General features: G+C 66.3%; 22 protein-coding genes. 4 read left to right on the forward strand and 18 right to left on the reverse strand.

The window, feature by feature from the left end; genetic code table 11:
• Positions 1-55: 55 nt before the first annotated feature.
• The 7 genes from AC0V2Y_RS01860 to AC0V2Y_RS01890 all read right to left on the reverse strand — a co-directional run bounded on the left by AC0V2Y_RS01860 (position 56) and on the right by AC0V2Y_RS01890 (position 10,153).
• Positions 56-3,694 carry an EAL domain-containing protein gene (locus tag AC0V2Y_RS01860; protein ID WP_475413660.1) on the reverse strand — a complete coding sequence of 1,213 codons (3,639 nt, stop codon included), beginning with the start codon at positions 3,692-3,694 and terminating at the stop codon, positions 56-58.
• Between the two features lie 301 nt (positions 3,695-3,995).
• Positions 3,996-4,952 (reverse strand): alpha/beta hydrolase, encoded by a 957-nt coding sequence (locus AC0V2Y_RS01865; RefSeq protein ID WP_475413661.1) that lies wholly within the window; start codon positions 4,950-4,952, stop codon positions 3,996-3,998.
• On the reverse strand, positions 4,949-6,589 hold the full coding sequence (locus AC0V2Y_RS01870) for a GMC family oxidoreductase (RefSeq protein WP_475413662.1): 1,641 nt from the start codon (positions 6,587-6,589) through the stop codon (positions 4,949-4,951). Before AC0V2Y_RS01870 ends, AC0V2Y_RS01865 begins: the two co-directional genes overlap by 4 nt.
• 7 nt (positions 6,590-6,596) lie before the next feature.
• Entirely contained in the window at positions 6,597-7,124 is a 528-nt protein-coding gene (locus tag AC0V2Y_RS01875) for a hypothetical protein (RefSeq protein ID WP_475413663.1), read from the reverse strand.
• Between the two features lie 72 nt (positions 7,125-7,196).
• A complete protein-coding gene (locus tag AC0V2Y_RS01880; RefSeq protein ID WP_475413664.1) occupies positions 7,197-8,390 on the reverse strand; it encodes an MFS transporter in 1,194 nt (397 codons plus the stop codon).
• Between the two features lie 90 nt (positions 8,391-8,480).
• The gene (locus AC0V2Y_RS01885) at positions 8,481-9,383 is read right to left on the reverse strand and encodes a LysR substrate-binding domain-containing protein (protein ID WP_475413665.1); all 903 of its coding nucleotides are present in this window, start codon (positions 9,381-9,383) and stop codon (positions 8,481-8,483) included.
• The gene (locus AC0V2Y_RS01890; RefSeq protein ID WP_475413666.1) at positions 9,380-10,153 is read right to left on the reverse strand and encodes an RNA methyltransferase; all 774 of its coding nucleotides are present in this window, start codon (positions 10,151-10,153) and stop codon (positions 9,380-9,382) included. Before AC0V2Y_RS01890 ends, AC0V2Y_RS01885 begins: the two co-directional genes overlap by 4 nt.
• Before the next feature lie 195 nt (positions 10,154-10,348).
• Between AC0V2Y_RS01890 and AC0V2Y_RS01895 the strand changes: the two genes are divergently transcribed.
• Positions 10,349-11,128, forward strand: coding sequence for an inositol monophosphatase family protein (locus tag AC0V2Y_RS01895; RefSeq protein WP_475413728.1), 780 nt, complete (start codon positions 10,349-10,351; stop codon positions 11,126-11,128).
• 74 nt (positions 11,129-11,202) lie between these two features.
• Here the strand turns inward: AC0V2Y_RS01895 and AC0V2Y_RS01900 are convergent, their stop codons facing one another.
• The 10 genes from AC0V2Y_RS01900 to AC0V2Y_RS01945 form a co-directional block, all read right to left on the reverse strand.
• Positions 11,203-12,135, reverse strand: coding sequence for a type II secretion system F family protein (locus tag AC0V2Y_RS01900; protein WP_475413729.1), 933 nt, complete (start codon positions 12,133-12,135; stop codon positions 11,203-11,205).
• Positions 12,136-12,162: 27 nt separating this feature from the next.
• Positions 12,163-13,131 (reverse strand): type II secretion system F family protein, encoded by a 969-nt coding sequence (locus AC0V2Y_RS01905; RefSeq protein WP_475413667.1) that lies wholly within the window; start codon positions 13,129-13,131, stop codon positions 12,163-12,165.
• Positions 13,132-13,137: 6 nt separating this feature from the next.
• Positions 13,138-14,484 (reverse strand): CpaF family protein, encoded by a 1,347-nt coding sequence (locus tag AC0V2Y_RS01910; protein WP_475413730.1) that lies wholly within the window; start codon positions 14,482-14,484, stop codon positions 13,138-13,140.
• 63 nt (positions 14,485-14,547) lie between these two features.
• The gene (locus AC0V2Y_RS01915) at positions 14,548-15,708 is read right to left on the reverse strand and encodes a CpaE/TadZ family protein (RefSeq protein ID WP_475413668.1); all 1,161 of its coding nucleotides are present in this window, start codon (positions 15,706-15,708) and stop codon (positions 14,548-14,550) included.
• 37 nt (positions 15,709-15,745) lie between these two features.
• Entirely contained in the window at positions 15,746-16,018 is a 273-nt protein-coding gene (locus tag AC0V2Y_RS01920) for a hypothetical protein (RefSeq protein ID WP_475413669.1), read from the reverse strand.
• Positions 16,019-16,027: 9 nt separating this feature from the next.
• Positions 16,028-17,542, reverse strand: a complete 1,515-nt coding sequence (locus tag AC0V2Y_RS01925; RefSeq protein WP_475413670.1) for a type II and III secretion system protein family protein — start codon at positions 17,540-17,542, stop codon at positions 16,028-16,030.
• Between the two features lie 25 nt (positions 17,543-17,567).
• Positions 17,568-18,401, reverse strand: coding sequence for a Flp pilus assembly protein CpaB (gene cpaB, locus AC0V2Y_RS01930; protein ID WP_475413671.1), 834 nt, complete (start codon positions 18,399-18,401; stop codon positions 17,568-17,570).
• A 63-nt stretch (positions 18,402-18,464) separates the two neighbouring features.
• On the reverse strand, positions 18,465-19,025 hold the full coding sequence (locus AC0V2Y_RS01935; RefSeq protein WP_475413672.1) for an A24 family peptidase: 561 nt from the start codon (positions 19,023-19,025) through the stop codon (positions 18,465-18,467).
• Positions 19,026-19,141: 116 nt separating this feature from the next.
• Complete coding sequence (locus tag AC0V2Y_RS01940; RefSeq protein WP_070304077.1) at positions 19,142-19,315, reverse strand: Flp family type IVb pilin; 174 nt, start codon at positions 19,313-19,315, stop codon at positions 19,142-19,144.
• 204 nt (positions 19,316-19,519) lie between these two features.
• The gene (locus tag AC0V2Y_RS01945; RefSeq protein ID WP_475413673.1) at positions 19,520-20,209 is read right to left on the reverse strand and encodes a LuxR C-terminal-related transcriptional regulator; all 690 of its coding nucleotides are present in this window, start codon (positions 20,207-20,209) and stop codon (positions 19,520-19,522) included.
• A 558-nt stretch (positions 20,210-20,767) separates the two neighbouring features.
• On the opposite strand from AC0V2Y_RS01945, the gene AC0V2Y_RS01950 reads away from it, so the two are divergent.
• The 3 genes from AC0V2Y_RS01950 to AC0V2Y_RS01960 are packed head-to-tail and all read left to right on the forward strand — an operon-like array spanning position 20,768 to position 23,201.
• Complete coding sequence (locus tag AC0V2Y_RS01950) at positions 20,768-21,256, forward strand: TadE family protein (protein WP_475413674.1); 489 nt, start codon at positions 20,768-20,770, stop codon at positions 21,254-21,256.
• Positions 21,256-21,861, forward strand: coding sequence for a TadE/TadG family type IV pilus assembly protein (locus tag AC0V2Y_RS01955; RefSeq protein ID WP_475413675.1), 606 nt, complete (start codon positions 21,256-21,258; stop codon positions 21,859-21,861). Before AC0V2Y_RS01950 ends, AC0V2Y_RS01955 begins: the two co-directional genes overlap by 1 nt.
• On the forward strand, positions 21,861-23,201 hold the full coding sequence (locus AC0V2Y_RS01960) for a vWA domain-containing protein (protein ID WP_475413676.1): 1,341 nt from the start codon (positions 21,861-21,863) through the stop codon (positions 23,199-23,201). Before AC0V2Y_RS01955 ends, AC0V2Y_RS01960 begins: the two co-directional genes overlap by 1 nt.
• A 14-nt stretch (positions 23,202-23,215) precedes the next feature.
• Here the strand turns inward: AC0V2Y_RS01960 and AC0V2Y_RS01965 are convergent, their stop codons facing one another.
• The gene (locus AC0V2Y_RS01965; protein ID WP_475413677.1) at positions 23,216-25,072 is read right to left on the reverse strand and encodes an amidohydrolase; all 1,857 of its coding nucleotides are present in this window, start codon (positions 25,070-25,072) and stop codon (positions 23,216-23,218) included.
• Positions 25,073-25,107 lie beyond the last annotated feature (35 nt).

Genomic DNA, 25,107 nt, shown 5'->3' on the forward strand with positions numbered 1-25,107 from the left:
CGCCCCAAGGTGCGCCAGCGCACGCGGCGGCCGGTCGCTTGCACGCGGCCAGCGCCTAGGCCGCCGCTTTCACGGGACCATGCAGCAGCTTATGCAGGCGGAAGCCTTCGCGGATATTCTCGCGCAGCACGGCGCCCTTCCACGGCTTGGTATAGAAGCGGTCGACGGCGCCGCGGTTGATGGCCGCCATGATGGGCGTCAGGTCGGCAAAGGCGGACAGCATGATGCGGAAGGTGTCGGGACACAGGTGCTTGACCCGCTCCATGAACTCGGTGCCGCTCATGAGCGGCATGCACTGGTCGCACAGGATCACCTGCACCTTGTGGCGCGCCAGGATATCGAAGCCCTCGGCGGCCGTCTGCGCCGTCAGGATGCGGTAGCCGTCCTGCGCCAGGAAGTCGCTGAGCACGTCGAGCATGAAGACGTCGTCGTCGACGATCAGCAAGGTTTGCTGCTCGTCGCCGCCATCATCCTGCGGCGCCTGCAGCTGCTTGCCTTTCATCAGCATCTGCTCGAATTCTTCCTGCGGCACGGGGCGGCTGAAATAATAGCCCTGCATCTCGTCGCAGCCGTGGCGCCGCAGGTAGGCCAGCTGCGCATCGTTTTCCACGCCTTCGGCGATCACTTCCAGCTTCATGCTGTGGGCCATGCTGATGATGGCCAGCACGATGGCCGCGTCGTCCGGGTTGCTGGTCACTTCGCGCACGAAGGCGATGTCGATCTTCAGCTTGTCGATGGGGAAGCGCTTCAGGTAGGCCAGGCTGGAATAGCCGGTGCCGAAATCGTCGATGGAAATCTGGATGCCCAGCGCCTTCAGGTTGCGCAGCACGGCGATGGTTTCCTCGGCGTTCGACATCAGCGAGCTTTCCGTCAGCTCCAGCTCCAGCAGGTCGGGCGCGATATCGTGCTTGCGGATGGCCTTGAGCACCTCTTCTTCCAGACCGCCGACGAAGAACTGGATGCCCGACACGTTGACCGACAGGTGCACGGGGCCGATACTGCTGGCGCCCCACTCGCTGATCTTCTTGCAGGCCTCGTCGAGCACCCAGTTACCGACGCGCACGATGAGCCCCGTTTCTTCCAGCAGGGGGATGAACAGGGCCGGCGAGACCATGCCGTGGCCCGGACGGCGCCAGCGTATCAGCGCCTCGGCGCCGCTGATGCGCCCCGAGATGATATTCACCTTGGGCTGGAAGAACAGCACGAATTCCTCGTTGTCGATGGCGCGCCGCAGGGCATTTTCCATGTCCAGCCGCGCCATCGATTGCGCGTTCATTTCCGCCGTGAAGAAGCGGAAGGCGTCGCGCCCCGCTTCCTTGGCGCGGTACATGGCCGTGTCGGCGTATTGGATCAGGGTGTCCGCGTCGGCCGCGTCTTCGGGGAACACGGAAATGCCGATGCTGACCGTCACCGTCACCTCGTGGCCCTGCAGCTCGAAGGGCTTGCGCATCGCCTCGCGGATCTTATCGACCACGCCCACGGCATGCTGGGCGCCTTCGGGCAGCAGCAGGATGGTGGCAAATTCATCGCCGCCAAAGCGGCCGATGGTATCGCGCACGCGCAGGCAATCGACGAGGCGGCTGGAAAACTGGCGCAGCAGGTCGTCGCCGATGGTGTGGCCCAGGGTATCGTTGATATTCTTGAAGCGGTCGATGTCCATGAACAGCACGGCCACGGCCCACTGGTGCTCGGCCGCCTGGGCCAGCGAATGGGTCAGCGAGGCGTAGAACTGGCCGCGGTTCGGCAAGCCCGTCAAGGTATCGAAATGGGCCAGCTTCATCAGGCGCTGCTCGGCATCCTTGCGCTCGGTGATGTCGCGCGCCACGGCCACCAGGATCCAGCTCTGCCCAGAGCGCAGGGTGCGCCGCTGCACTTCCACCGACAGGGGCGAGCCGTCCTTGCGCTGCAGCTGCAATTCCGTCATCGGGCCGCCCTGGTCGCCGGCCAGCAGCTTGTTGTACAGTTCTTCCAGCTGGGCTTCGCCCTCGTGCGCGCGGCCCGGCCCCACGCGCAGGAAATCCTCGCGCTCGAAACCGAGCATGCGGCAAGCCGTCTGGTTGACGTCGACGAAGCACATGCCGGCGCGGTCGACGAGGAAAATCGCATCGGCCGTGGCGTCCATCGCCAGGCGGAAGCGGCGCAAGTCTTCATCGAGGCGGATGCGCGCCGCCATGTCCAGGGTCAGCTGCTCGTGGTGGCGCTTGATCTCGTCGTACAGCAGCAGGTTGTCGTAGGCGACGGCGATCTGCGCCGCCACCGTGGCGGCGACGCGCTCGTCGACTTCGGAAAACTCGTTCGCCCCCAGCTTGTCGACCAGGTACAGCCAGCCGTGGCTGCGCTCGCGCGAAGCGATGGCCACGCCCAGGAAGGAATGCACGGGCGGATGCGTGTCGGGCAAGCCCAGCGCGCCGGGGTCGCCCTTCAGGCCATTGACCCGGTAGGGCTGGCGCTGCTCCAGCAAGCGGTTCAAAATGCCCGTGCGCGGCGCGCTGGCGATGCGCTCGAGGTTTTTCTCGGCGCCGCACGAGGAAAAATAGCTGAGCTTCTCGGCGCCCTCTTCCAGCACGCCGATGCAGGCGTACTTGGAGACGCAGATATTCTGCGCCACCTTGCAGCCCGCCTCGATCAGGGCACGCGGATCGCGTTCGGCGCCCAGCTCGATGCCGAGCTCGATCAGGGCCGTCAGGCGCAGGCTCACCGCCTGCAGGCTAGACAGCGAGCGCGACAGGCGCTCCGTCATGACGCCCAGGTCTTCGGGAAGGGCGGCCTGGCCCTCGCGCTGGCTGGCCAGCTGCGAAATCTGCTGGCTGCTCGATTCGAGTTCGTCGAGGTAGCCGCTGACCTGGTGCTCGATGCCGGCCAGCTTGCCCGTGGCGGGCAGGGCCGCACCGCCGCCGGCCTCCGGCGCCGCCGGCACCTGGACCACCGCCGGCATCAGTCCCAGCGCTTCGTTGACGGTGCGCACGATGACTTCCGGGTCGGACGGCTTGGGCAGCACCCAGCGCACGCCGCACGCCTGCGCCAGCAGGATCGCCTCCTGCTCGCGGTAGGTGGCCGTATAAAAGATGATGGGCACGTCGGTCAGCGCCGGGTCGGCATGCACGCGCGTGACGAATTCGTAGCCGTCCATGTTCGGCATGAGGATGTCGGAGATGATCAGGTCCGGCCGCTCGGTGCGCAGGATTTCCAGCGCGTCGGCGCCATTGGCCGCCTCCAGCAGGCGGTGGCCGCCGTAGCCCAGCAGCGCGGTGAGGAATTCGCGGTTCAGCACATGATCATCGACGATCAGGATGGTGGCTATGTCGTTTTTAACTGGCGTCGACGGCGCCCCGGGTAAAAAAGACTCCAGCTCCGCCACGAACAGGTCGGGCTCGATCGGCTTGCCGATGTAGCCGTTGAAACCGGCTTCGAGCAGGCGTTCGCGGTCGCCCACCATGGCCAGCGCCGTCACGGCCAGGGCCGGGATCTTGCGCAGCAACGGGTCTTTTTTCAGTTCCGCCACCACGCCATAGCCATCGAGCTTGGGCAAATGCACGTCGCAGATGATCAAGTCCGGCAATTCGCTGCGCGCCATGCGCACGCCCTCTTCGCCGTCGTAGGCGGCCAGCGGCGTGTACCCGAAGGCACGCAGCAGGTACACCATCAATTCCATATTGGTGGCGTTATCTTCGATAATCAGTATACGTGCGGACAATTAGCGCCCCCAATAAAAACTGCATGGACTCATTTTCTGCCTGCGTTCAACTTTCCGCTTGCGCGGCCAACATAACAATCCTACAACATCTTGCCATATATCCAGAGAAATAGGTGGCCACCGGATGTCTGCGGAACGGGGCAAGCGGCCTCAAGAACAAATTTCCACGCCTGTCTTCCGGCATTAGCTTAATACAGTACGCCAGTGGAAAACAGCATTTTCTGTCCCTTGCTCTGTTAAACAAGAGCAACAGCAGAGTCAAAAGAGACAGTCTTGCCATGCAGACAAAACACAACAGGGCTCAGGCGAAATGGGAGGCCGAAGGGGGCTGCGCGACTTCGTCCTTGATAGTGATTTCCGCCAGCAGCTGGCGCAGCACGCGCGCATCGCTGGCCAGCGCCACGTGGCCGATGCCGCCGAAGGGCAGATTGCGCGCGCCGGGCAGCTGCGCGGACGCTTGCGGCGCGACGATATTGTCGTGATGCGAATACATCGACGTGATCAGCGCGCGCAGCGCCGGCGTCTCGCCGGCGGCCAGCTGCGCCAGCCAGGCGTCCGGCGCGCCATCGACGCGGCTCATCTGGCGGGCATTCGCGCCCGCCGCCAGATTGGCCAGCGCCGTGCCGTGGTGCGGCGTACCGATGGTGATGATGCGCGCCACGCGGGCCGCGCCATGGCGGCGCAGCCAGGCGCGCGCCACCAGGCCGCCCATGCTGTGGGCAACGAGAATCACGCGGTCGCTGCCCGTGCGCGCGCACAGCGCCTCGATGGCTTGCTCGACCTGCGGCACGAATTCTTCGATGTCGGCGCCTATCGGTTCCAGGTCGACGCCGTCGTGCGCGATGCCGGCCCGCGCCAGCTGCCGGCTCAGTTTTGTCCAGTAGCCGCGGTTGCACACATAGCCGTGGATCAGCAGCACGGGCAGACCCTGGCCAGCGACGTTGTCGGCCACATGCAGGCGCGGACGCAGCATGCCCCACGACGACGTCCACAGGGTGGCGCGCAGCTCGCCGAAAAACAGGCGCGCGGCGCCCCCGGCGCCCAGCTGGTATTGCGCCGGCACGGGGCTGCCGGCACGCCGGCTTTCCCAGAAGTTGCGCGCCACGATCAGCGCGCGCACGGCCAGCAGCATGGCGGCCCCCAGCAGCACGGCCAGCACAGGGGAAGCGACGCCCCACGCCTGCATGGCCAGGTACGCAAAGCCCAGCACGGCCAGCACCTGCAGCAGCATCAACCACTTGAGGATGCGCGCGATCATGCCGTGGCCGAGGCGGGCATGGGAACGGGCGCGGGTTTACCCGTCAGCTCCCGCGCCAGGCCGCTGGCCAGGCGCGCGGCCAGCGCATAGATCGTCAGTTGCGGATTGGCGCCGATCGAGGTGGGAAACAGCGAGCCGTCGTGCACGGACAGGTTGCGCACGCCGTGGTAGCGGCCGTCGGCGCCCGTCACGCCCAGGCGCGCATCGTCCGACATGGCGCAGCCGCCCATCACGTGGGCCGAGACAACCCTGGCGAGCAGCGCCTGCATCGGCAAAGCGCCGATGGCCTGCTTCGCTTGCGTCCAGCTGGTGTAATGGCTGGCCATCTCGTGCACGGGATACACGCTCCTGGCGCCGGCGGCGAACTGGATTTCCGCCATCGACAGCAGCGCGCGCCGCACGCCATCCCAGATGAACGGCGTGAGCGGATAGTCGAGCACGGGCGCGCCGAAGCTGTCGATGAAGACGCTGCCGCCGACCGACTCATGGTGAAAGCCGTCGCGCAGCAGGGCCAGCAAGGCATGCGCATGGGGGAATGCGCGCATGGTGCGCGCGTGCTCGTCGCCGAAGCCGCCCATGGTGGTGGCCATCAGCAGCGGGTGCAAAGGCGGCGCCTCGAGCTTGTAGCCGATGGGGCCGTCGATGGGCGCCGTGTGCAGGAAATGGTCGGAATAAATCGTCTGCGGCGCGCCCGCGTAGGCGTCGACGCGCTGCGGGAACAGGCCCGCCGATACCACCGTCGGATGCAAAAAGGTGCGCCGGCCCAGCAAGCCGTGCGGATCGGGCGCCTGCGAGCGCAGCAGCAGCGCCGGCGAATTGATGGCGCCGCCGGCCAGCACGAAGTGTTTGGCGCGCAGCGTCAGGCGCACGCCCGTGGGCGCCTGCCCGGCCGCGTCCAGCGCCGTCACCTGCAGGCTGTCGATGCGCTCGCCCTTGAAGGTAAAGCGCTCGGCGCGCGCATGCACGAGCAGGCCGGCGCCCAGCGCCAGCGCCGACGGAATCGTCGTCACCAGCATCGACTGCTTGGCATTCGTCGGGCAACCCATGCCGCAGTAGCCAAGATTCCAGCAGCCGTTCACGTTGCGCCGGATGGCGGCCGTGGGGATGCCCAGCGCCGTGGCGCCACGGCGCAATAAATCGTTGTTTTCATTGGGCGGCGCGGCCCAGTCGCTCACGTGCAGGCGTTTTTCCATCATGGCGAACCACGGCGCCATGGCGTCCACCGAATAGCCGGACAAGCCAAAGTGCCGGCGCCAGTAATCGAGGGTGCCGGGCGGCGTGCGAAAACTCGAGGTCCAGTTGACGGTGGTCGAACCGCCCACCGTGCGCCCCTGCAGGATATTGATCGCCTTGTCGCGCGTCTTGCGCGCGGCCGATTCCTGGTACAGCGCGGGATAGGCATCCGCTTCGCGCATCTTGAAGTCCTGCGAAGACTTCAAGCCGCCCTCTTCGACGATCAGGACGGTCAAGCCAGCCAGCGCGAGGATTTCCGCCGTCACGCCGCCGCCGGCGCCGCTGCCGATGATGACGACGTCCGCCTCCAGGGTGCGGTCGGTGCTCAGGGTGCTGGCGTCGGTGACGTTCCAGCCGGCGGCAAGGCCGGCGGCGATGGGATCAGGAATGGGGGATGTGCTCATGGATGCCTTATGCGCTCAATTCGGGCAGCGGTCCGGGATAGCCGATGGCGGCCCACTGGGCGGCATCGGCATACCAGGCGCCGAGGATCAGGTCGTGCAGCGCCAGGTAGGCCGTCTGCAGGGTGGCCAGGCGGTGCGTGCGCCACGATTGCAGAAAGGCGGCCACCTGGGCCGGGTCGGCCCCGGGCCAGCCGCCTTTTACGCCGGCGACGAAGCGCCGCGCGGGCGCCAGCGCCAGCAAGCCGAACAGGTCCTGCACTTCCTGCTGCGCCGCCAAGGGCAAGCCATGGATGGCCGTGTCCACGCCGGCGATGGCGCCATCGAGCGCCGCGGCCCGCGCGCCCGTATCTTGCGTCAGCGCGCTGCCCAGCATGGCCGGCACGATGGCCGCCAGCGCCGCGCGCGCTTCGCCGTCAAGCACGAAGCGGCCAGGGGGCGCCGGCCCGCGCACCAGGCGGTAGGCGGCGCCGCCGGCCGCCAGCGCACAGGCGCCGAGCACGCCCAGCTTCAAAAACGATCTGCGTCGCATTCCCATGTCTCCCCTTGTTTTGTACCGCCTTTTGCAGGCCAGTGTACGCCAAAGGCAGCGCCGCTCCGCGCGCAAAAACTAGAGCGAGCCGTCTAGTTTGCGCGACTGGAAGCACAGCAGCAGCATGGCCAGCAGCGCCGCCAGCGCCCCGCCGATGGCGATGCCGGACAAGCCGAAGGCGACGATCAGCACACCGCCCAGCGCCCCGCCGGCAGCCGTGCCCGCATTGAAGGCGGCGATATTCAAGCCCGCCGCCACCGCGTCGCTGCCCGGGCAATGCTGCTGCGCCAGGCGCAGCAGCCGCATGGTCGACAGGGTCACGAGGGCAAAGAACAGCAAGCCCAGAGTACCGCACAGGGCCAGCATGGCCAGGGGATGCGTGCGCAGTGCATAAAACCCCAGCAGGTTGAGCGCCAGCGCGGCCAGGGCAAGCATGGTGCAGCGCAGGGCGTGGGGGCGGTCCGCGCACCAGCCGCCCAGCAGGTTGCCGCCGATGGCGCACGCGCCAAAGCACAGCATGGCGGCACTGAGCCAGCCCGCATCGAGCCCGCCCAGCTGCAGCAGGAACGGCGAGACATACGTGAAAAAGCTGAAGGTGGCCACGCTGACCAGCGCCGCCACGCCGGCCGCCAGCAGCAGGGGCGGCTGCAGGATGGCGCGCAGGCTGGCCAGGGCCGAGGTGGCGGCGGCCGGCTGGCGCGCGGCGGGCATGGCGCAGCGCAAGCCGGCGCCGCCGCACAGGGCCAGCACGCCGATGGCCGTAAATACCCAGCGCCACGACGAGACGGCGCCCAGCCACGTCCCCAGCGGCACGCCGCCGGCCAGCGCCAGGGTCAGGCCCAGCCAGACGATGGACAGCGCCCGTCCCGCGCGTGACGGGTCGACCAGGCTGGTGGCCGCATGCGACGCGACGGCCATGAACACGCCATGCGCGAGGCCGACGGCAAAGCGCACACCCAGCAGCGCACCCAGCGCCGGCGCGGCCGCCATGGCCACGCTGCCGGCCGCCAGCACGAGCATGGTGGCCACCAGCACCTGGCGCACGGGCCGGCGCGCCAGCAGGGCCGTCAGCACGGGCGCGCCGATGGCCGCCCCCAGCGCATACGCGGCGATGGCGCCGCCGGCCGCCGCCACGCTGGCGTGCAAGTCGCGCGCCATGGGCGACAGCAGGCCGGCGGCGATGAATTCAGACAAGCCGAAGGCAAAGCTGCACAAGGACAGCCAATAAATCGAAGGAGGCAGCGCGCGGCTGCGCGGCGAAACGTTGGACATGGCATTCCCGACAATCAAAAACGCCATGCTGGCCCCTGCGCCATCATCTGTAAAATATCTTATTTATCTTGAAATGAGACTATCTACGTCTCATTGAGCAGCGGACCGCCGCAATTGCGCCAGCAACCGCTCGCGCACGGCGGACGTGCGCCGCGGGTCCCACGCCATGTACAGGTCGAGCTGGCGCAAGGCCTCGGGCGCGCTGCTTGCCAGCGGCAGCATGACCACGCCCGCCGGCGCGCAGGCCGCCAGGCTGGCCGGCAGCAGGGCCACGCCGAAGCCTGCCGCCACCAGCCCCAGCACCGTCTGCAAGCGGCGCGCCTGCTGCACCACGCGCGGCACGAAACCCGCATGCAGGCACAGGCTGGCCAGCTGGTCGTGGAAACCCTGGCCCAGCTCGCGCGGCGAGGCGACGAAATCGTCACCGGCCAGGTCAAGCAGGTCCACGCGCGCCTGGCCCGCGCAGCGGTGGTCCGACGGCAGCGCGATCACGATGTCTTCGCCGGACAGGCGCTCGAAGCGCAGGCCGGGCGTGCCGCGCCCGGGCGCGCGCAGCAGGGCGATATCGACCTCGCCCCGTTCCAGCCACTCGACCTGCTGCTGCGTCGACGCTTCGCGCAAGGTGAATTGCACGGCGGGCGAGGCGGCGCGGAAGGCGCGCAAGGCGTTCAATACGTGGGAGTACGGCGTGATGTGGATGAAACTGAGGCGCAAGTACCCCTCGATGCCTTGGGCCACCCGGCGCGTGGCGGCCACGCCCTCTTCCAGGCTGGCCAGCACCTGGCGCGCCGTGGCCAGGAAAGCGTCCCCCGCCGGCGTCAGGCTGACCTTGCGGTTGGTGCGCTCGAATACGGGGTAGCCCAGCGCGTCTTCCAGGCGCAGGATCGCCTGCGACAGGGGCGGCTGCGCCATGTGCAGCCGTTCGGCCGCGCGGCGGAAATTGAGTTCCTCGGCGACGGCGATGAACTGGCGCAGCAGCCGCGTCTCGATCATGGGCCTTTTTTGGCGACCGCCAGGATATGCCGCGCGATGCCGCGCAGGATATTGACTTCTTCCGTCTCCAGCCCCGTGCGCGAAAACAGGCGTTTTAAACGGGGCATCAGCTTTTTCGGGTTGTCGGCGTCGAGGAAATCGATGGCGACCAGGGCCTGTTCCAGGTGCGCATACATGCCGTCGACCTGCGCCAGGCTGGCCGCGTCGCCATGGAAACCGACGGGGCTGGCCGCCCGGGCCTCGTCCGACGCATCGAGGGCCGCCACGCGGCATTCATAGGCCACGACCTGCGCCGCCTGCGACAGGTTCAGCGAGGAATACGCGGGATTGGCGGGAATGTTGATCAGCACATTGCACTGCTCGACGATCTCGTTGGGCAAGCCGAAGCGCTCGTTGCCGAAGATGACGGCCGCGTGCAGGTCCGTGCCGGCGGCCAGCTGGCCGGCGATGGCGCGCGGGGTGGTGACGGGCGGCGAGAATTCGCGCAGCCGGGCCGACACGGCCGCCGCGTAATTGCAGCCTTCGAGCGCCTCGGCGATGCTGCCGACGATGCGCGCGCCGGACAGGATATCCTGCGCGCCGCTGGCGAAGGCCACCGCTTCCGCATCCGTCAAGGCGTCGGGAAAGCGGGGATTGACCAGCACCAGATCGGAAAAACCCATCGTTTTCATGGCGCGCGCGACGGCGCCAATGTTGCCAGAGCGACTAGTTTCGACAAGAATAAATCGCAGGCGTGTGAAAAGAGACGTGTTGATTTCGGGCAGATTCATTTAAAATAGCGCTATTGCGCGGTATCGATACAGGAAATTTCGGGAAACGGAGTCACAAAACGCTGACGCCAGGCCGGGATTTTAACCACTTCGGCACCGCTCCGCTCTTTAATTCATTCTTGCACTCTATCGTACCGGCGCCGCAAGGCGGCCATGGGCGGTCGCGTGCTTTTAACGGAAGCTCACATGCACCCAATGCTCAACACGGCGATCAAAGCCGCCCGCCGCGGCGCCGCCGTCATCAATCGCGCCTCTTTTGACCTCGACCGCGTCGTCGTCACGGAAAAACAACATAACGATTTCGTCACCGACGTCGACCAGGCGGCCGAACAAGCCATCATCGAGGTGCTGTCCAAAGCCTACCCGGACCACGCGTTCCTGGCTGAGGAATCGGGAGCTTCCGCCAACTCGCACGACGAGAATGAATATCAGTGGATCATCGACCCGATCGATGGCACCACCAACTTTATCCACGGTTTCCCGCAATACTGCATCTCGATCGCCCTCGCGCATCGCGGCGTCGTCACGCAAGCCGTCATCTACGATCCGGTCCGCAACGACCTGTTTACGGCCACCAAGGGCGCCGGCGCCTACCTGAACGAAAAACGCATCCGCGTCACCAAGCTCGACCGCATTTCGAACGCCATGCTGGGCACCGGCCACGGCGCCGGCCCGCGCGCGCTCGACGAATACCTGAAGATGTACCAGATCATGGCCGAACGCAGCCAGGGCGTGCGCAGTGCCGGCTCGGCAGCGCTGGACCTGGCCAACGTCGCTTGCGGCCGCCTGGACGGCTTCTACGAAAAAGGCTTGAAGCCTTGGGATATCGCCGCCGGCGCCCTGATGATCACGGAATCGGGCGGCATCGTCGGTGAATTTTCCGGCGAATCCGAATACCTGTACAAGGGCGACGTCATCGCCGCCAGCCCGAAGATCTTCGGCCAGATGATCACCCTGCTGGCGCCATTCGCCTGATCGCCAGGCGCGCCCTGATGTAGAAAAGCTGCCGGAGGAAACTCCGGCAGCTTTTTTTTTGCCCTGGCCAGCCCTCAGCCGCCCCGCATGGCCGGCAGCAGCACGCGGTAAATCTGCAGGAACGCCGGCCCCATCAGCACCACCATCAGCGACGGGAAGATAAAAAAGATCAGCGGAAACAGCAGCTTGAGGGCGATCCTGGCCGCCGTTTCCTCGGCGCGCTGGCGCCGCTTGGTGCGCAGCTGGTCGGACTGCACGCGCAGCGACGCGGCGATGCTCGTGCCGAAGCGCTCGGCCTGGATCAGCAGAGTCACCAGCGCGTCCACATCTTCCACCCCGGTGCGCAGGGCCAGGTTGCGCAAGGCCTTGTCCTTGGCGCTGCCGGCGCGCAGTTCCAGCGTCACCAGTTGCAGCTCTTCGGCCAGGACCGCGCTTTTCAAGCCGATCTCCTGCGCCACGCGCGCCAGCGCCGCATCCATGGCCAGCCCCGCTTCGACGCACACCGTCATCAGGTCCAGCGCATCGGGAAAGGTCTCGAATACTTCGCGCTGGCGCTGTTTCAGGCACTGCGACAGCCAGAGATTGGGCAGGTAATAGCCGAGGGCCGCCGCCGCGACCAGCCACAACAGCATATTCTGCCCGCCGTGGCGCAGCAGGAAGTACGCCAGCAGCGGCAAGCCCACGGACAAAGCCGTCTTGGCCGCGTAAAACAGCGCGGGCGCGGCCTGGCTGCGCCAGCCGGCATGGACGAAGCGGCTGCGGATGGGCGAACTTTCCCAGCCCTCGTCGGGCAGCGACAGCCTGGCCAGCGGGCGCGTCAGGCTGACGGCATGCGCCAGCCAGCGCCGCCTGGCATGGCGCCCGCTATCGCCAGCGGCGCCGGCGTCGCCCAGCGCCTGCAGCCGCTCCTGCACGGCGCTGCCGGCGACCATGCGCAGCACCAGCAAGGCCAGCGCGAAAACGATCAGGAACAGCAGGCCCAGCAAAGCCAGCTGCGCCGCGCTCATGCCGCTCATCGTGTTTTTTCTTTCATGTCACACCCGGATATGGATAATTTTTCTGATGCAGAGCACGCCAACCATCAGCAAGCCCAGCGCCACGCCGACCATCTTGCGCCCGCCCCCATCCGTGTACAGCACGGCGATAAACTGCGGAGTCATCACGTGCATCATCAGCGCCGCGCCGAACGGCAGCAGGCCCAGGACCCAGGCCGACATGCGCCCTTCGGCCGACAGCACGCGCACCTGGCCCAGCAATTTCAGGCGGTCGCGGATGATGGCGCTGATGCTGCTCAGCAATTCAGTCAGGTTGCCGCCCGTTTCGCGCTGGATCAGCACGGCGATGACGACATAGCGCAAGTCCGTGCTGGGCACGCGCGCGGCCAGGTTGCCCAGCGCATCGGCCATCGCGACGCCGAAACTGACTTCGTCGAACACGGCGCGAAATTCCTCGGCCAGCGGCCCCGTCATCTCCTCGCCCACCATTTTCAGCGCGGTGGGAAAGGCATGGCCGGCGCGCATGGCGCGGCCCATCAGGTCGAGCGCGTCCGGCAACTGCTGCTCGATGCGCACCAGCCGCCGGCTCCTGGCGCGGCGCACCAGCAGATACGGCAGCATGGCGCCGCCCGCCCCCAGGCCCAGGCGCACATACCAGGGCAGTGGCAGCGCGCCGGCCAGCAGCAGACCCACCGCCGCGCCGAGTACGCAATAGCCGAGGAAACCGGCCACCAGCCAGCGCATGCCCGCCTGCAGCAGCAGCTGCTCGATGCGCCGCGCGCCGGGTAAACCTTCCAGCACGCCTTGCAGAAACGGATGGACGCTCAGCGGACGTTGCTTGGTGATCGACAGCGCCTGTTCGCCATCGCTGGCCGTATACATGGCTTGCAGGCGCCGCGCCACGCGCGCCGCGCCCGGCCCCCGCGCCGCCTGCCACGCCAGCCAGGCGCCAGCCACGAGCAGCAGGACGGCCAGGAAAATCAACAGATAGACCAGGTAGGAAAGCATGCTATGTCAGCGCCCCGCCGCCGTGGGTTCGAACAGCGAGGCCGGCACGCCGATGCCAAAGCTGTTCAGGCGCTCGAGAAAGCGCGGGCGGATGCCGCTGGCCGAAAAATGCCCGACCACCGCGCCGCCCTCGGCCACGCCCGTCTGCCGGAAACTGAAGATTTCCTGCATCGTGATGACCTCCCCTTCCATGCCCGTGATTTCCTGGATCGACGTCACCTTGCGCTTGCCGTCGATCAGGCGCGACACTTGCACCACCACCGACACGGCCGAGCTGATCTGCTGCCGGATGGCCTTGCTGGGCAGGTTGGCGGCCGCCATGCTGATCATGTTTTCCAGCCGCGTCAGCGCGTCGCGCGGGGTGTTGGCGTGGATGGTGGCCATCGAGCCTTCGTGGCCCGTGTTCATGGCGCCCAGCATGTCGAGCGCCTCGGCGCCGCGCACCTCGCCCAGGATGATGCGGTCGGGGCGCATGCGCAGCGCATTGCGCACCAGCGCGCGCTGGCTCACCTCGCCCTTGCCTTCGATATTCGCGGGCCGCGTTTCCAGCCGCACCACGTGCGGCTGCTGTAATTGCAGTTCGGCCGCGTCTTCCACCGTGACGATGCGTTCGGTATTGCCGATAAAGCCGGAAATCACGTTGAGCATGGTGGTCTTGCCGCTGCCCGTGCCGCCGGAAATGAGGATGTTCATCTTCGCCTTGCCCAGGCCCTGCAGCACCTCGGCCATCTCCGCCGTCATGCTGCGGTAGGCGACCAGGTCGGCCAGGCGCAGCGGATCGACGGAAAAGCGCCGGATCGACATCACGGGGCCGTCGATGGCCAGCGGCGGGATGATGGCGTTGACGCGCGAACCGTCGGGCAGGCGCGCATCGACCATGGGGCTCGATTCGTCGATGCGCCGGCCCACGCGCGAGACGATCTTGTCGATGATTTTCATCAGGTGGGCGTCATCGTCGAAACTGACGTCGGTCAGCTCCAGCCGGCCGCCGCGCTCCACATAGACCTGCTGGTGGCCGTTGACGAGGATGTCCGACACGCCGGCGTCCGACAGCAGGGTTTCCAGCGGGCCGAAGCCCAGCATCTCGTGCTGGATGTCGCGCGTCAGGCTCCTGCGCTCGGCCTCGTTGATGACCACCGCCTCCTCGTCCAGCAAGCGCTCGACCAGGGCGCGCAATTCTTCGCGGATGCGCTCCTGCGACAGGCGCTGCATGCTTTCCAGGTCGACCCGTTCGAGCAGCAGGCCATGGATGCGCAGCTTGAGGTCGCGGTAGCCGCGGTTGTCGATGGCCGCCATGCGTTGCGGCGCGAGTGCGGCGATCTTGGCGCTGCCGAGCCGTTCGCGGATGGACAAGGCGGCGATGGGGGAACCAGCCATGAAATGCTCCTGTTCTATGATGTGGATCAAGCGCGTGAATCAGGCGCGCCGCAGGACGCGGCCCAGCCAGCCCTGGCGCGCCGTGCCGGCCGCGCCGCCGGCCAGGCTGGCGGCGAATTCCTGCAGCGAGCGGGTGATCGGGCTGGCTTTGTCGAGCTGTAAAATCGGCACGCCCTGGTTGACCGAGGCGGCCGCCGAGGCGTAGTGATTGGGCACCGTGCGGTAGACGGCCGTGCCATACGCCGCTTCCAGGTCGCGCAGGCGGATCTCGCCGCCCTTGTCGTGGCGGTTGACGATGATATGCACCTTGTCACTGGCGTATTCGAGCGAGCGGAACATGCCCAGCAGGCGCTTGCCGTCGCGGATGTAGGGCAAGGTCGCCTGCAGGACGGGAAAGATCATGTCGGCGTGGTCCAGCGCGCGCACGCTGACGGCATCGAGGTTGCGGCCCACGTCGAGCACGATGAAATCGTATTGGCGCCTGGCCTGCCGGATGATGGCGTCGATGTGTTCGGGCGCCACTTCGCTGGCGTGGGCCGGGTCCTCGGGCGCGGCCAGCACGCTGTAGTTGGGCAGGATGTGCAGCATGCTCGATCCCAGGAACGAGGAATCGAGCCGGTGGATGTCGCGCGTGACGTCCGACAGCGTGGCCAGCGGCTTGTGCTCGGAGACGAACAGCGAGGCGTCGCCAAAATGCAGGTTCATGTCGATCAGGGCAACGCGCTGCTGGCCGCCGGCGGCCAGCGCGTAACCGAGGTTGCTGGCGATGAAGGTGGCGCCGCTGCCGCCCTTGCACGAGATGAAGGCCAGCACCTTGCCATGGCCATGCTCGCGCCGCTCCAGCTTTTCCTCGATGCGTTCGAGCGCCGCATACAGGCTGGCCGGCGCGGCGGGAAACGGCAGCACGTCGCGCACGCCCGCGCGCATGGCCTGCAGCAGGAATTCGGGCGGCTGCTGGTGGCACAGCACGATGAGGGCCATGCGCGGATGCAGGTTGCTGAGGCGCTCGATGGCGGCCAGGTCGGCGCCGTCGTTCGACGGGCGGTCGAAGATCAGCACGTCGGGCGGCGACGGCGCCGCCTGCAACGGTTCGAGCGTTTCGCCGCCCGCGCTGATCTCGTCGAGCCGGTTGCGGCCGCGCAGCAGCTGGCCCAGCGCGGACAGCGTTTTTTCATCCCTGGAATTGATGGCGATTTTCACGATAGGCCTTGCTGGTTCTGTGATGACGGTGCCAGGCTCACTTGCGCGCCCCGACACCGATGGTGAAGGCGGCCGCTTGCGGCGCGGGCGCGGCAAAGCTTTTCTGATACGCCGCGTAGGCGGCCTGGGCGGCCTTGCCGTCCAGGCCGGCCACGGGGTCGCGGTTCGCGCCCGCCTGCGGCGACAGCACTTGCCGCTGGCGCAGTTGCTCAACGCTGTGGCCGAACTGGCGGTCCAGATTCGGGGTGGCGGCGCAGCCGCTGGCGGCCAGGGCGGCCAGCAGTAGGTGAAGGAAAACGGCATGCTGCATGATGTGCTCCTATTGAATGTCCGGGCCGGCCGGCGCTGACTGCGTGGCCGCTTCCTGCCGCGGCCGTGGCGCGGCGGCGCCTTCCATTTTTCCTTGCAAGAAGAACTCGCCGCGGCTGGGTGCCACATAGGCATCGGTCGGCAGCACAATCTCACTGTCGAGCGGCTTGACCAGGTGCGGCGTGATGATGAAGACGAGCTCGGTGCGGTCCGTCTGGAAATCGCTGCTGCGGAACAGCGCGCCCAGCACGGGTATCTCGCCCAGGAAGGGCAAGGCCTTGATATTGGTCGTCACATTGTTCTTGATCAAGCCGCCGACGGCAAAACTCTGGCCATCGAACAGCTGCACCGTCGTGGTGGTGCGCCGCGTGGTAAAGGCCGGCAGCACCGCGTTGGCGGCGGCGCCCCCGCCGGTGGTGATGCCGATGCCTTCGCGGTTCAGCTCCGACACTTCCGGCGCCACCTTCAGGTTGATGCGTCCGCCTTCCAGCACGGTGGGCGTGAACTTGACGGCAATGCCGAATTCCTTTTCTTCCAGCGTGATCTTGTTGGTGGTGCTGTCTTGCGCGACCGGAATGAAAATCTTGCCGCCCGCCAAGAAACTGGCTTCCTGGCCACTGATGGCCATGATGTTCGGTTCGGCCAGCACCTTGACCAGGCCGTCGCGCTTTTGCGCATCGAGCGTGAGACCGTTGCCATTCTTGCCGTTGACGGCGCCCAGCTGGCTGGGATTGCCGCTGAGCAGGTTCGACAGCAGGCCGTAGCTCCAGTTGCCGCGCGTGCCGCTGATGCCCACGCTCGCGCCCAACTGGTCGACCAGGGTCTTCGACACTTCGGCGATCTTCACTTCCAGCATGACCTGCTGCGGCGCCGCGACCGTCAGCATATTGATGACCTTGACGCCGCCGGCGGCATTGACAGTGCTGGCGGCGCCGTCGGCCGGCGCCGCCGCTTCGCCCGCGCCGCGCTGGGCATAGGCTTGCGCCATCTCAAGGATCTGGCTGGCCTTGACGCTGTCGCTGACCTGCCCCGACAGCACGATGCTGCCGCCGGCCGCGCCCGCCTTGACGGCGTGTTCGCCGGGGAAGACATAGGCCAGCTGCGCCTGCAAGCCCTCGACGTCGATCTCGACTTCAATATCGACGATCACGGGGCGCTGCTGCCGGTCCCACAGGATCAGGTTGGTGCTGCCCGGGGCCAGGCCCCAGACGAACAGCTGGCTGGACGAGCCCAGCATCCTGGCGCCGGCCACGCGGGGATCGTTGACGGCGATCTGCGACACCGGCAGGCTCAGACTGCGCAAGGTGGACTTGCCCACGGCGATGCGCACGGGCGCGCCCAGGCGGGCGATATCGGCGCCCAGCGACATGGGCGGCGCCGCGACGGGCGTCATGACGGCCTGCCGGGAAGGCGCCGCCGCGCCGGCGCCGCCGGGCCAGGCCGGGCCCGCCGCCGCGCCACCCAAGGCCAGGGTCAAGGCCAGGCGCATGCCCGCACCCGGGGTGTGCTTACGAAATGTGTTCATCGATCATCCTTGCTTGCCTGCTGATTTAAAATTGCTGGACGCTGGTATCCATGCCCTTGATGACGGTGACGCTGTCGCGCGCGGCAGCGCGTGCCGGGGCCGCCGGGCGCCGCGCCGCGCGCACGGGCGGGGCAGCCGGTGCCGGCGCCTTCAATTCCAGCAGCGACTCCTTGGTGGCGCCGCCCGTGTCGGCGGGCGCCGGATCGACCTGGTTGCGCAGCACCAGCGACAGGCTGCCCACGCTGCGCGCCAGGTCCAGCTTTTCCACCTGCTCCGGCGTCAGCTCCAGGGTCACGGCATTGACCACCTTGGGCTTGTTGTCGTCGCGGCCGGATTCCTGCGCCACGGCCAGCACCAGGATGCGTTCCAGCACGATCTTCGAAATGGCCAGCGGCCCGCCGCCCGCGGGCCTGGCGCGGTCATCCTGCGTATGCACGAGAATGTCGACGAAGTTGCCCGGCAGCGCGAAGCCGGCCACACCCACCACGTCGTTGACGCGCACGGTCATGGCGCGCTTGCCGGCAGCGACGATGGCCGACAGGCCACCGGTGGCGCCAGGCGGCGCGAGCTTGCTTTCCAGCACAGGCTCGCCCCTGCTGACGGCGCTGCGCGTGATGCGCCCGTCCAGCGCGCCGGCCTCGCCAAACGCCCCCGGCGGCAGGGCGCCCGCCGGCCAGTCCATGCCGCGCAGCATGGCCGGCGTCACCTTCGCGCCCACGCCGATGTCAACCAGCGCGACCATCACCGTCTGGCTGGCCGGCGCGCCCTGCCCTGACATCCAGCGCGCCGCCGCCAGCACGGCGCCGCCCGCCATCAGCAGCGCCAGCAGCAGCACGATCGCAACGCGGCTATTTCTCATGATTTGTCCTCTTGGTAAAACTTGGGTTTCCGGGTGCACGCGGCCAGATCGCTGCCGGCCGGGTCATGCATGGCCGGCGGCCGCCAGGGCCAGGCTGATGGCGGTGCCGGCGGCAATGGCGATCGCGTACGGCAGGCTGCCGCTTGGCAGCGCGGGCGCGCCGACCTGCGGCGCCTCGCCTGCCGCGGCGCGCAGCCAGCCTTGCAGCAGCAATTGCCGGGCATTGGCCAACGTCTGGCGCAGCGTGCCCTGGCACAGGGCGACGGCCAACGCCAGCACGCCGCCAGCAAGCAGGCTGCACAGCACGACAGACACGGCGGGGCGCGGACCGACAAAGGCGCCCACCATCGCCATCAGCTTGACGTCGCCCGCGCCCAGCGCCTTCAGCGCATACATGGGCAGCAGCAAGCCCAGGCCGACGGCCAGGCCGCCCAAGGCCAGCCACGGCCCGGCCGGCGTCAGCCCGGGCAACGCCAGGCTGTTGAGCAGCACGCCGAGCAAGGCGCCGGAAAATACCAGGCGGTTGGGAATGCGCCGGCGGCGCGCGTCATGCCAGACAGCGGCGGCCAGCAGCCCCCACAAGACTATGGCGGGGCTGAACGTCCAGAAAGAATGAGGGTCCATCGTGTACCTGATGCAAGCCGAGCGCATGACGGCATGCGCATCGTTGGGCGGGAAGCCGGCAGGCCGGTGCGCATGGGCAACCGGCCTGCCGGGGTGCGGCGCGGTGGGCAGGGGTGTTAGATCGCCGCGCCCGTCAACTTGGTGCCGATGGCCTTGAAGGCGCCATCGAGGCCGGTGGTGAAATAGCCGACGGCCGTGACCAGTGCGGCCGCCACCAGCGCGGCGATCAGCGCATATTCGATGGCGGTCACGCCATCTTCTTCGGCGATAAAGTTTTTAATGCAATTCATATTATTCCCTTTCAGGTCAAGTTTTAAACATGATAAAAACTGAAAATACAGTCTGAAAATAAAAACATTCACCTTGTTTTTATTTGCCAATTTCTGATGCGTGTATTTTATATAAACAAACATTAAATCGAATCAGAGAAAAGTCATTTTATGCGCAGTACAAACCATCTTAATTTTTTGTCTATAATCAGGACATATGTACTGTCATTCCGCGTGGACGGGCTCGGCCAGCCGGTTGCGGGTGGCGTACACATATAATTCCAGGCGGTTGGTGACATCGAGCTTGCTGTAGATCGATGTCAGATGATTGCGCAAGGTTTGCTCCGAGATAAAAGCGCGCTGGGCTATCGCACGGTTCAGCGCGCCATTTCCTTCCACCATCATGGCGACGATCTTGCGCTCCTTCAGCGTCAGCCTGGCGATCCGCTGTTCTTCCGGATCGGGCGCCGCTTCCGGCTTATTCAGCACGCCCAGCATGCTGTCGAGCAACGCCGGATCCAGGCACAACTCGCCCTGATGCAGGCGGACGATGGCGTCGACCATTTGCTTGACGGGCGTCTCCTTGCCCACCACCGCGCGCGCGCCGCTGCGCACGGCGCGCCCGCATGCGGCCTGGTCCTGCGTGCCGCGAAACAGCAATGCCCGCGAGACGCCATTGCCGAGCAGCTGCGGCAGATAATCGATGGCGCAGGTGTCGCCGCAGCCCAGATCGGCGTCGAGCACGATGACGTCGGGACACAGGGTCCGGGCCAGCAGCAGCGCGCCGTCGATCTCGGTGGCGCTGGCCACCACCTGCATTGCCGGCTGGGCGCCGGCGAGCAGCTGCTCCAGGCCCCACAGCCAGGTCTTGTGGTCCGACACCAGCATGACGCGTATGACATTTTTTGTTGACATGCTTTACCTCTTAACGTGTAGCCCATTCCCTTCGGGGAATGTTGTTGATCCGAATCGGGTTGCCTACGTCGTCCGCGCGCGCCTCCGCAGCCGCGCGCAGGGGAGGAAGTCATGGGGGCACGAAGGAAGAGGCGCTGGGCCGGCACGCGCAAACGCGGTGCGTGACCCACGCCGGCGGTCGCCGCACGCCGGGCGCGTGCCAATGGATGGTCAGCGCGGCCAGGGCGGGCGGGCCGCCGGCGCGCCATCGCTGCTGCCACCGCTGCTGTTGCTTACATTGCAGCATGTTTATTGCTTCACCTTGCACAACAAGTCCTTGCCTGCACGCAGGACAATCCTGACACCAGGCCTGTTTTCATACCCGCGCATATTACTCCCGGCCCTGTAGGGACGGGACCCGCACACTTGAAATAAGGCAGTTAATTTCGATTATCTTGACCTGTAATAATTTAAATGACGGCCATGCCCTTGAAAATCGATATAGAATAATCACCAGTCAAATGGCGCAATGCCAGCCACCCGGCATTCTTCATCGCGGCACTTAACCGGATTACTCCCATGCGCTTAAAACAGGCCGACTCCCCCATATTCCGCAAGCCCGGCGCACAGGGCGGCGCCACCTTGCTGGAATTGGCCCTGATAACACCGGCATTTCTCATGCTGATAATCGGCATCATCGAATTGAGCATGGCGTATTTTGCCAATATGACCATGCAGCACGCGGTGCGCGAAGGCGCGCGCTATGCCGTCACGGGGGCCAAAGACCTCGACCCCGACAGCGCCAACCAGCAGCGCTACCAGGCCGTGATGCAAAAAATACGCGACAGTTCCATGGGCATGTATGACAAGGTCAGCCCCGTGATCTCCGTCAACGGCAGCGATGCGGTCGGCGCCGCCATGTTCGGCCAGGCCGGCGATATCGTCGTCATCTCCGTCGATTGCCGCTGGGCGTTTGCCACGCCGATGATCCGTGCCCTGTTCCGCGACGGGCAGGCGCATTTCGTCGTGGCCGCCACCATGCGCAATGAAAGCTTTGGCGGCCTGTGATGCGCGCCCGCCCTCCTGCGCCGCGCGCCGCGCGCGGCATCGCCGCCGTGGAACTGGCCATCGTGCTGCCGCTGCTGGCGCTGCTGCTGTTCATGCTGGTCGACCTGTCGCGCGCCATCCAGGCCAAGACCATCCTGCTCAACATCAGCCGCGAAGGCGCCAACCTGGCCTCGCGCTCCACGTCCGACCTGAGCGGCTCGGGCCAGGCCATCATGAATGCGCTGGCCGCCAGCACGCCGCCGCTGGACATGAAGAGGCGCGGCATGATCTACATCACCAAGATCATGGGCTACACGGCAAAGAACGGCTTGCGCAATATCGTGCTGGAACAATACCGCTGGGAGGCCGGCGCCAGGGCCAGCGGCTACCTGCCCGCCAGCCAGGTGTGGCAGTGCGGCAGCTGGAGCGACGGCACGTGCACCGGCATCGCCAGGGACGAGCATGCCCCCACGGTGGCATTGATGCGGAATCAGCTGGCCGATGGCGAACTGATCTACGCCGTGGAAACGTTCTACGATTTCGACATGCTGTTCGGCACCCTGAACTTTGGCAACAGCACGACGCCCGTGCTGGGCCCCAACCTCACTTCGATGACGGTATTCTGATGCGCATTCCACACAAGCGGCAAAGCGGCCAAGTGCTGATCATGGTGGCGCTGTCGGCCGTCGTCCTGATCGCCTCGGTGGGCCTGGCCGTCGATTCCGCCCTCGGCTACTTCGTCAAGGCCAAGCTCAATGCGGCCGTCGACTCGGCCAGCCTGGCGGCGGCGCGCGGCATCACGGCGGGCAATTCGGAAGCGGAACAGCGGGCCAGCGCGCGCCAGTCGGCCAGGGAGTTTTTCGACATCAATTATCCGGACAACTTCCTGCTCTCGACGCCGGTCCTCAATCCCGTCGACGTCACGTTCGACAGAGGCACCGTCACCATCGACGTCTCGGCCACCGCCTCGCTGCCCGTCTCGCTGATGGGCATACTCGGCTTCAAGACCCTGAACGTGGCGGCCAGCGCGCAAACCATCCGCAAGGACCTGGACATGGTGCTGGTGATGGATACGTCCGGTTCGCTGAAAAACAATGCGGACGCCGTGCGGGCGGCGGGCAAGTCCTTCCTGGACAAATTCAATTCCACGGTCGACCGGGTCGGCTTGCTGCACTTCGCTTCGGAGGCGCAGATCGATGTCCCGATCAGGCAGGTCGAGCGCGGTTTCGACCGCGGCAGCATGACCATGAAAAATGGAAAGATCGATCAATTCACGTTTGTCGGCGGCACCAATTCCTCCGCCGGCATGTTCCAGGCGCGCAAACAGCTGAACGATATCGAACAACTGAACCGCTCCAGCCTGCGCGTCATCGTGTTTTTTTCCGATGGCTCGCCGGCGGCGTTTTCCGCGTACTTTCCCAACAAGGACAACAAATGCAAGGATGCAGGCGGCCTCGCCACCTTTCCGAAACTGCAAAACCCGGCATTGGCGGGCCTGTACAGGATGAAAGTGAGCGACTCGCTCCAATACGGCGATTGCGCCGCCAGTCAGATCACCGGGCTTCCCGCATGGTATAACGCGAATAATGACGCGGCGCTGCGCGAGTTTCCCATCGTGACCAGCACGCCCCGCGTGGTGACTTCTTCCATCGCCTCGGCGCAAGCGCAATGGACGAATGTGCACCGCGCCTCGCGCAACCTGGTAGAAGCGATGGCGGCAAAAGCGCGCCAGGAGGGCATTTTCGTCTTTACCCTGGGCATGGGTGCCTCGCTGAAAACCAAGGAAGGGCCGGACAACGAGCTGGGCGAAGACTTGCTGCGCTGCCTGGCCAACACCACCGATGCAAAGGCGGCTTGCCGCAAGCCGGCCGAACCCGCGGGCCTGTACTGCTATGCGGCCACCGAAAGCGAGCTGAGCCCATGTTTCACGCGGCTCGCTTCGGCCATCCTGCGCATTTCCAGATAAGGCCCGGCCGCCATCTAGAAGGCGAGGCAGCTGCAGCCCAGGGTGCCCCAGAAGCCGGAAAAGTCGGCAACCGGCACGGCCGACTTGCGCGCCCGGTCGTGCGCATGCGCATGCACGCCGCAGGCGCCCGCGCACTGGTGCGGCAGCATGGCTTGCGCCTGCACCGGCCTGGCCACGGGACGGTAGTGTCCCGGCACCGTGCGCACGGGCGACCACTCGGGCAGCACGGGAATCGGTAGCGGCGCCAGCTTGGTAAATTCCCCTTGGGCGTAGACGACCTTGCCGCCCACCATGGTCAGCACGGATTCGATGGACTTGATCGCCTCTTCCGGCACCGCGAAATAATCGGCCGACAACACGGCAAGGTCGGCCAGCATGCCTTCGCGGATGCGCCCCTTCTTGCCCTGCTCGCTCGAGAACCAGGCGCTGCCCGCCGTCCACAGCTCCAGCGCCGTGTCGCGCGGCAACCTGCCCGCCGCATCCGTCAGGGCCAGGCCGCCCACGGTGCGCCCGGATACGAGCCAGTACAGCGCCGTCCACGGGTTGTAGCTGGCGACCCTGGTCGCATCCGTGCCGCCGCCCACGGGCACGCCCGCGTCCAGCATGCGCTGCACGGGCGGCGTGGCCTTGGCCGCCTCAAAACCGTAGCGTTCGACAAAGTATTCGCCCTGGAAAGCCATGCGGTGCTGGATGGCCAGGCCGCCGCCCAGCGCATTCACGCGGTCGATATTTTCCGGACTGATGGTTTCAGCGTGGTCGAACAGCCAGTGCAGGCCGCCGAACGGCGTGTCGCGGTTGACCTTTTCAAACACGTCGAGCATGCGGCCGATCGATTCGTCATAGGTGGCGTGCAGGCGAAACGGCCAGCGCTGCTCGACCAGGTGGCGCACGACCTTTTCCAGCTCGTCTTCCATGCCGGCCGCCAGCTCGGGACGCGGCTCGAGGAAATCTTCGAAGTCGGCGGCGGAAAACACCAGCATTTCGCCGGCGCCGTTGTGGCGATAGTAATCCGTGCCGTCGCCGGGCTTGATCATGCCCGTCCACTTCTGGAAGTCCTGCAATTCCGCGCCCTTGTTTTGCGTGAACAGGTTGTAGGCGATGCGGATCGTCAGCTGCTCCTTTTGCGCCAGTTCGTCGACGACGGCGTAATCCTCGGGATAATTCTGGAAGCCGCCGCCCGCGTCGATGGCGCTGGTGATGCCGAGACGGTTGAGTTCGCGCATGAACTGGCGCGTGGAGTTGACCTGCAATTCCAGCGGCAGCTTGGGGCCTTTCGCCAGGGTCGCATACAGGATCATGGCGTTCGGCCGGGCGATCAGCAAGCCGGTCGGGTTGCCCGATGCATCGCGCACGATTTCGCCGCCCGGCGGGTTCGGCGTGTTCTTGTCGTAGCCGACGGCGCGCAGGGCGGCGCGATTCAGCAGGGCGCGGTCGTACAGGTGCAGGATGAAGACGGGCGTGTCGGGCGCGGCCGCGTTGATTTCGTCCAGCGTCGGCATGCGCTTTTCCGCGAACTGGAATTCCGTCCAGCCGCCCACCACGCGCACCCACTGCGGATTCGGCGTGCGCAGCGCCTGCTCCTTGAGCATGCGCAGGGCGTCGGCCAGCGAGGGCACGCCTTCCCAGCGCAATTCCAGGTTATAGTTCAAACCGCCCCGTATCAGGTGCAGGTGCGAGTCGTTCAGGCCGGGAATCACGGTGCGGCCGCCCAGGTCGATCAGCTGCGTGGCGGGGCCGCGATGACGCATCACGTCTTCAAGGTCGCCGACGGCGAGGAATTTGCCATCGGCGATGGCGACGGCGGACGCCAGCGGCCGCGTCCGGTCGACCGTATGGAAACGGCCATTGAGCAAGATCGTGTTTGCGTGCATGGGAACTCCCGGATCAGGTGAAAACACGGCCCCGC

The organism is Janthinobacterium sp. BHSEK (assembly GCF_056174685.1).

Bases quoted from the DNA above. Each gene is read 5' to 3' on its own strand.
- AC0V2Y_RS01900 (WP_475413729.1), bottom strand. From the start codon at position 12,135: ATGAGCGCGGCGCAGCTGGCTTTGCTGGGCCTGCTGTTCCTGATCGTT.
- AC0V2Y_RS01880 (WP_475413664.1), bottom strand. From the start codon at position 8,390: ATGTCCAACGTTTCGCCGCGCAGCCGCGCGCTGCCTCCTTCGATTTAT.
- AC0V2Y_RS01965 (WP_475413677.1), bottom strand. From the start codon at position 25,072: ATGCACGCAAACACGATCTTGCTCAATGGCCGTTTCCATACGGTCGAC.
- AC0V2Y_RS01870 (WP_475413662.1), bottom strand. From the start codon at position 6,589: ATGAGCACATCCCCCATTCCTGATCCCATCGCCGCCGGCCTTGCCGCC.
- AC0V2Y_RS01945 (WP_475413673.1), bottom strand. From the start codon at position 20,209: ATGTCAACAAAAAATGTCATACGCGTCATGCTGGTGTCGGACCACAAG.
- AC0V2Y_RS01895 (WP_475413728.1), top strand. From the start codon at position 10,349: ATGCTCAACACGGCGATCAAAGCCGCCCGCCGCGGCGCCGCCGTCATC.
- AC0V2Y_RS01905 (WP_475413667.1), bottom strand. From the start codon at position 13,131: ATGCTTTCCTACCTGGTCTATCTGTTGATTTTCCTGGCCGTCCTGCTG.
- AC0V2Y_RS01890 (WP_475413666.1), bottom strand. From the start codon at position 10,153: ATGAATCTGCCCGAAATCAACACGTCTCTTTTCACACGCCTGCGATTT.
- AC0V2Y_RS01875 (WP_475413663.1), bottom strand. From the start codon at position 7,124: ATGGGAATGCGACGCAGATCGTTTTTGAAGCTGGGCGTGCTCGGCGCC.
- AC0V2Y_RS01920 (WP_475413669.1), bottom strand. From the start codon at position 16,018: ATGCAGCATGCCGTTTTCCTTCACCTACTGCTGGCCGCCCTGGCCGCC.
- cpaB (WP_475413671.1), bottom strand. From the start codon at position 18,401: ATGAGAAATAGCCGCGTTGCGATCGTGCTGCTGCTGGCGCTGCTGATG.
- AC0V2Y_RS01935 (WP_475413672.1), bottom strand. From the start codon at position 19,025: ATGGACCCTCATTCTTTCTGGACGTTCAGCCCCGCCATAGTCTTGTGG.
- AC0V2Y_RS01865 (WP_475413661.1), bottom strand. From the start codon at position 4,952: ATGATCGCGCGCATCCTCAAGTGGTTGATGCTGCTGCAGGTGCTGGCC.
- AC0V2Y_RS01925 (WP_475413670.1), bottom strand. From the start codon at position 17,542: ATGAACACATTTCGTAAGCACACCCCGGGTGCGGGCATGCGCCTGGCC.
- AC0V2Y_RS01950 (WP_475413674.1), top strand. From the start codon at position 20,768: ATGCGCTTAAAACAGGCCGACTCCCCCATATTCCGCAAGCCCGGCGCA.
- AC0V2Y_RS01885 (WP_475413665.1), bottom strand. From the start codon at position 9,383: ATGATCGAGACGCGGCTGCTGCGCCAGTTCATCGCCGTCGCCGAGGAA.
- AC0V2Y_RS01940 (WP_070304077.1), bottom strand. From the start codon at position 19,315: ATGAATTGCATTAAAAACTTTATCGCCGAAGAAGATGGCGTGACCGCC.
- AC0V2Y_RS01960 (WP_475413676.1), top strand. From the start codon at position 21,861: ATGCGCATTCCACACAAGCGGCAAAGCGGCCAAGTGCTGATCATGGTG.
- AC0V2Y_RS01955 (WP_475413675.1), top strand. From the start codon at position 21,256: ATGCGCGCCCGCCCTCCTGCGCCGCGCGCCGCGCGCGGCATCGCCGCC.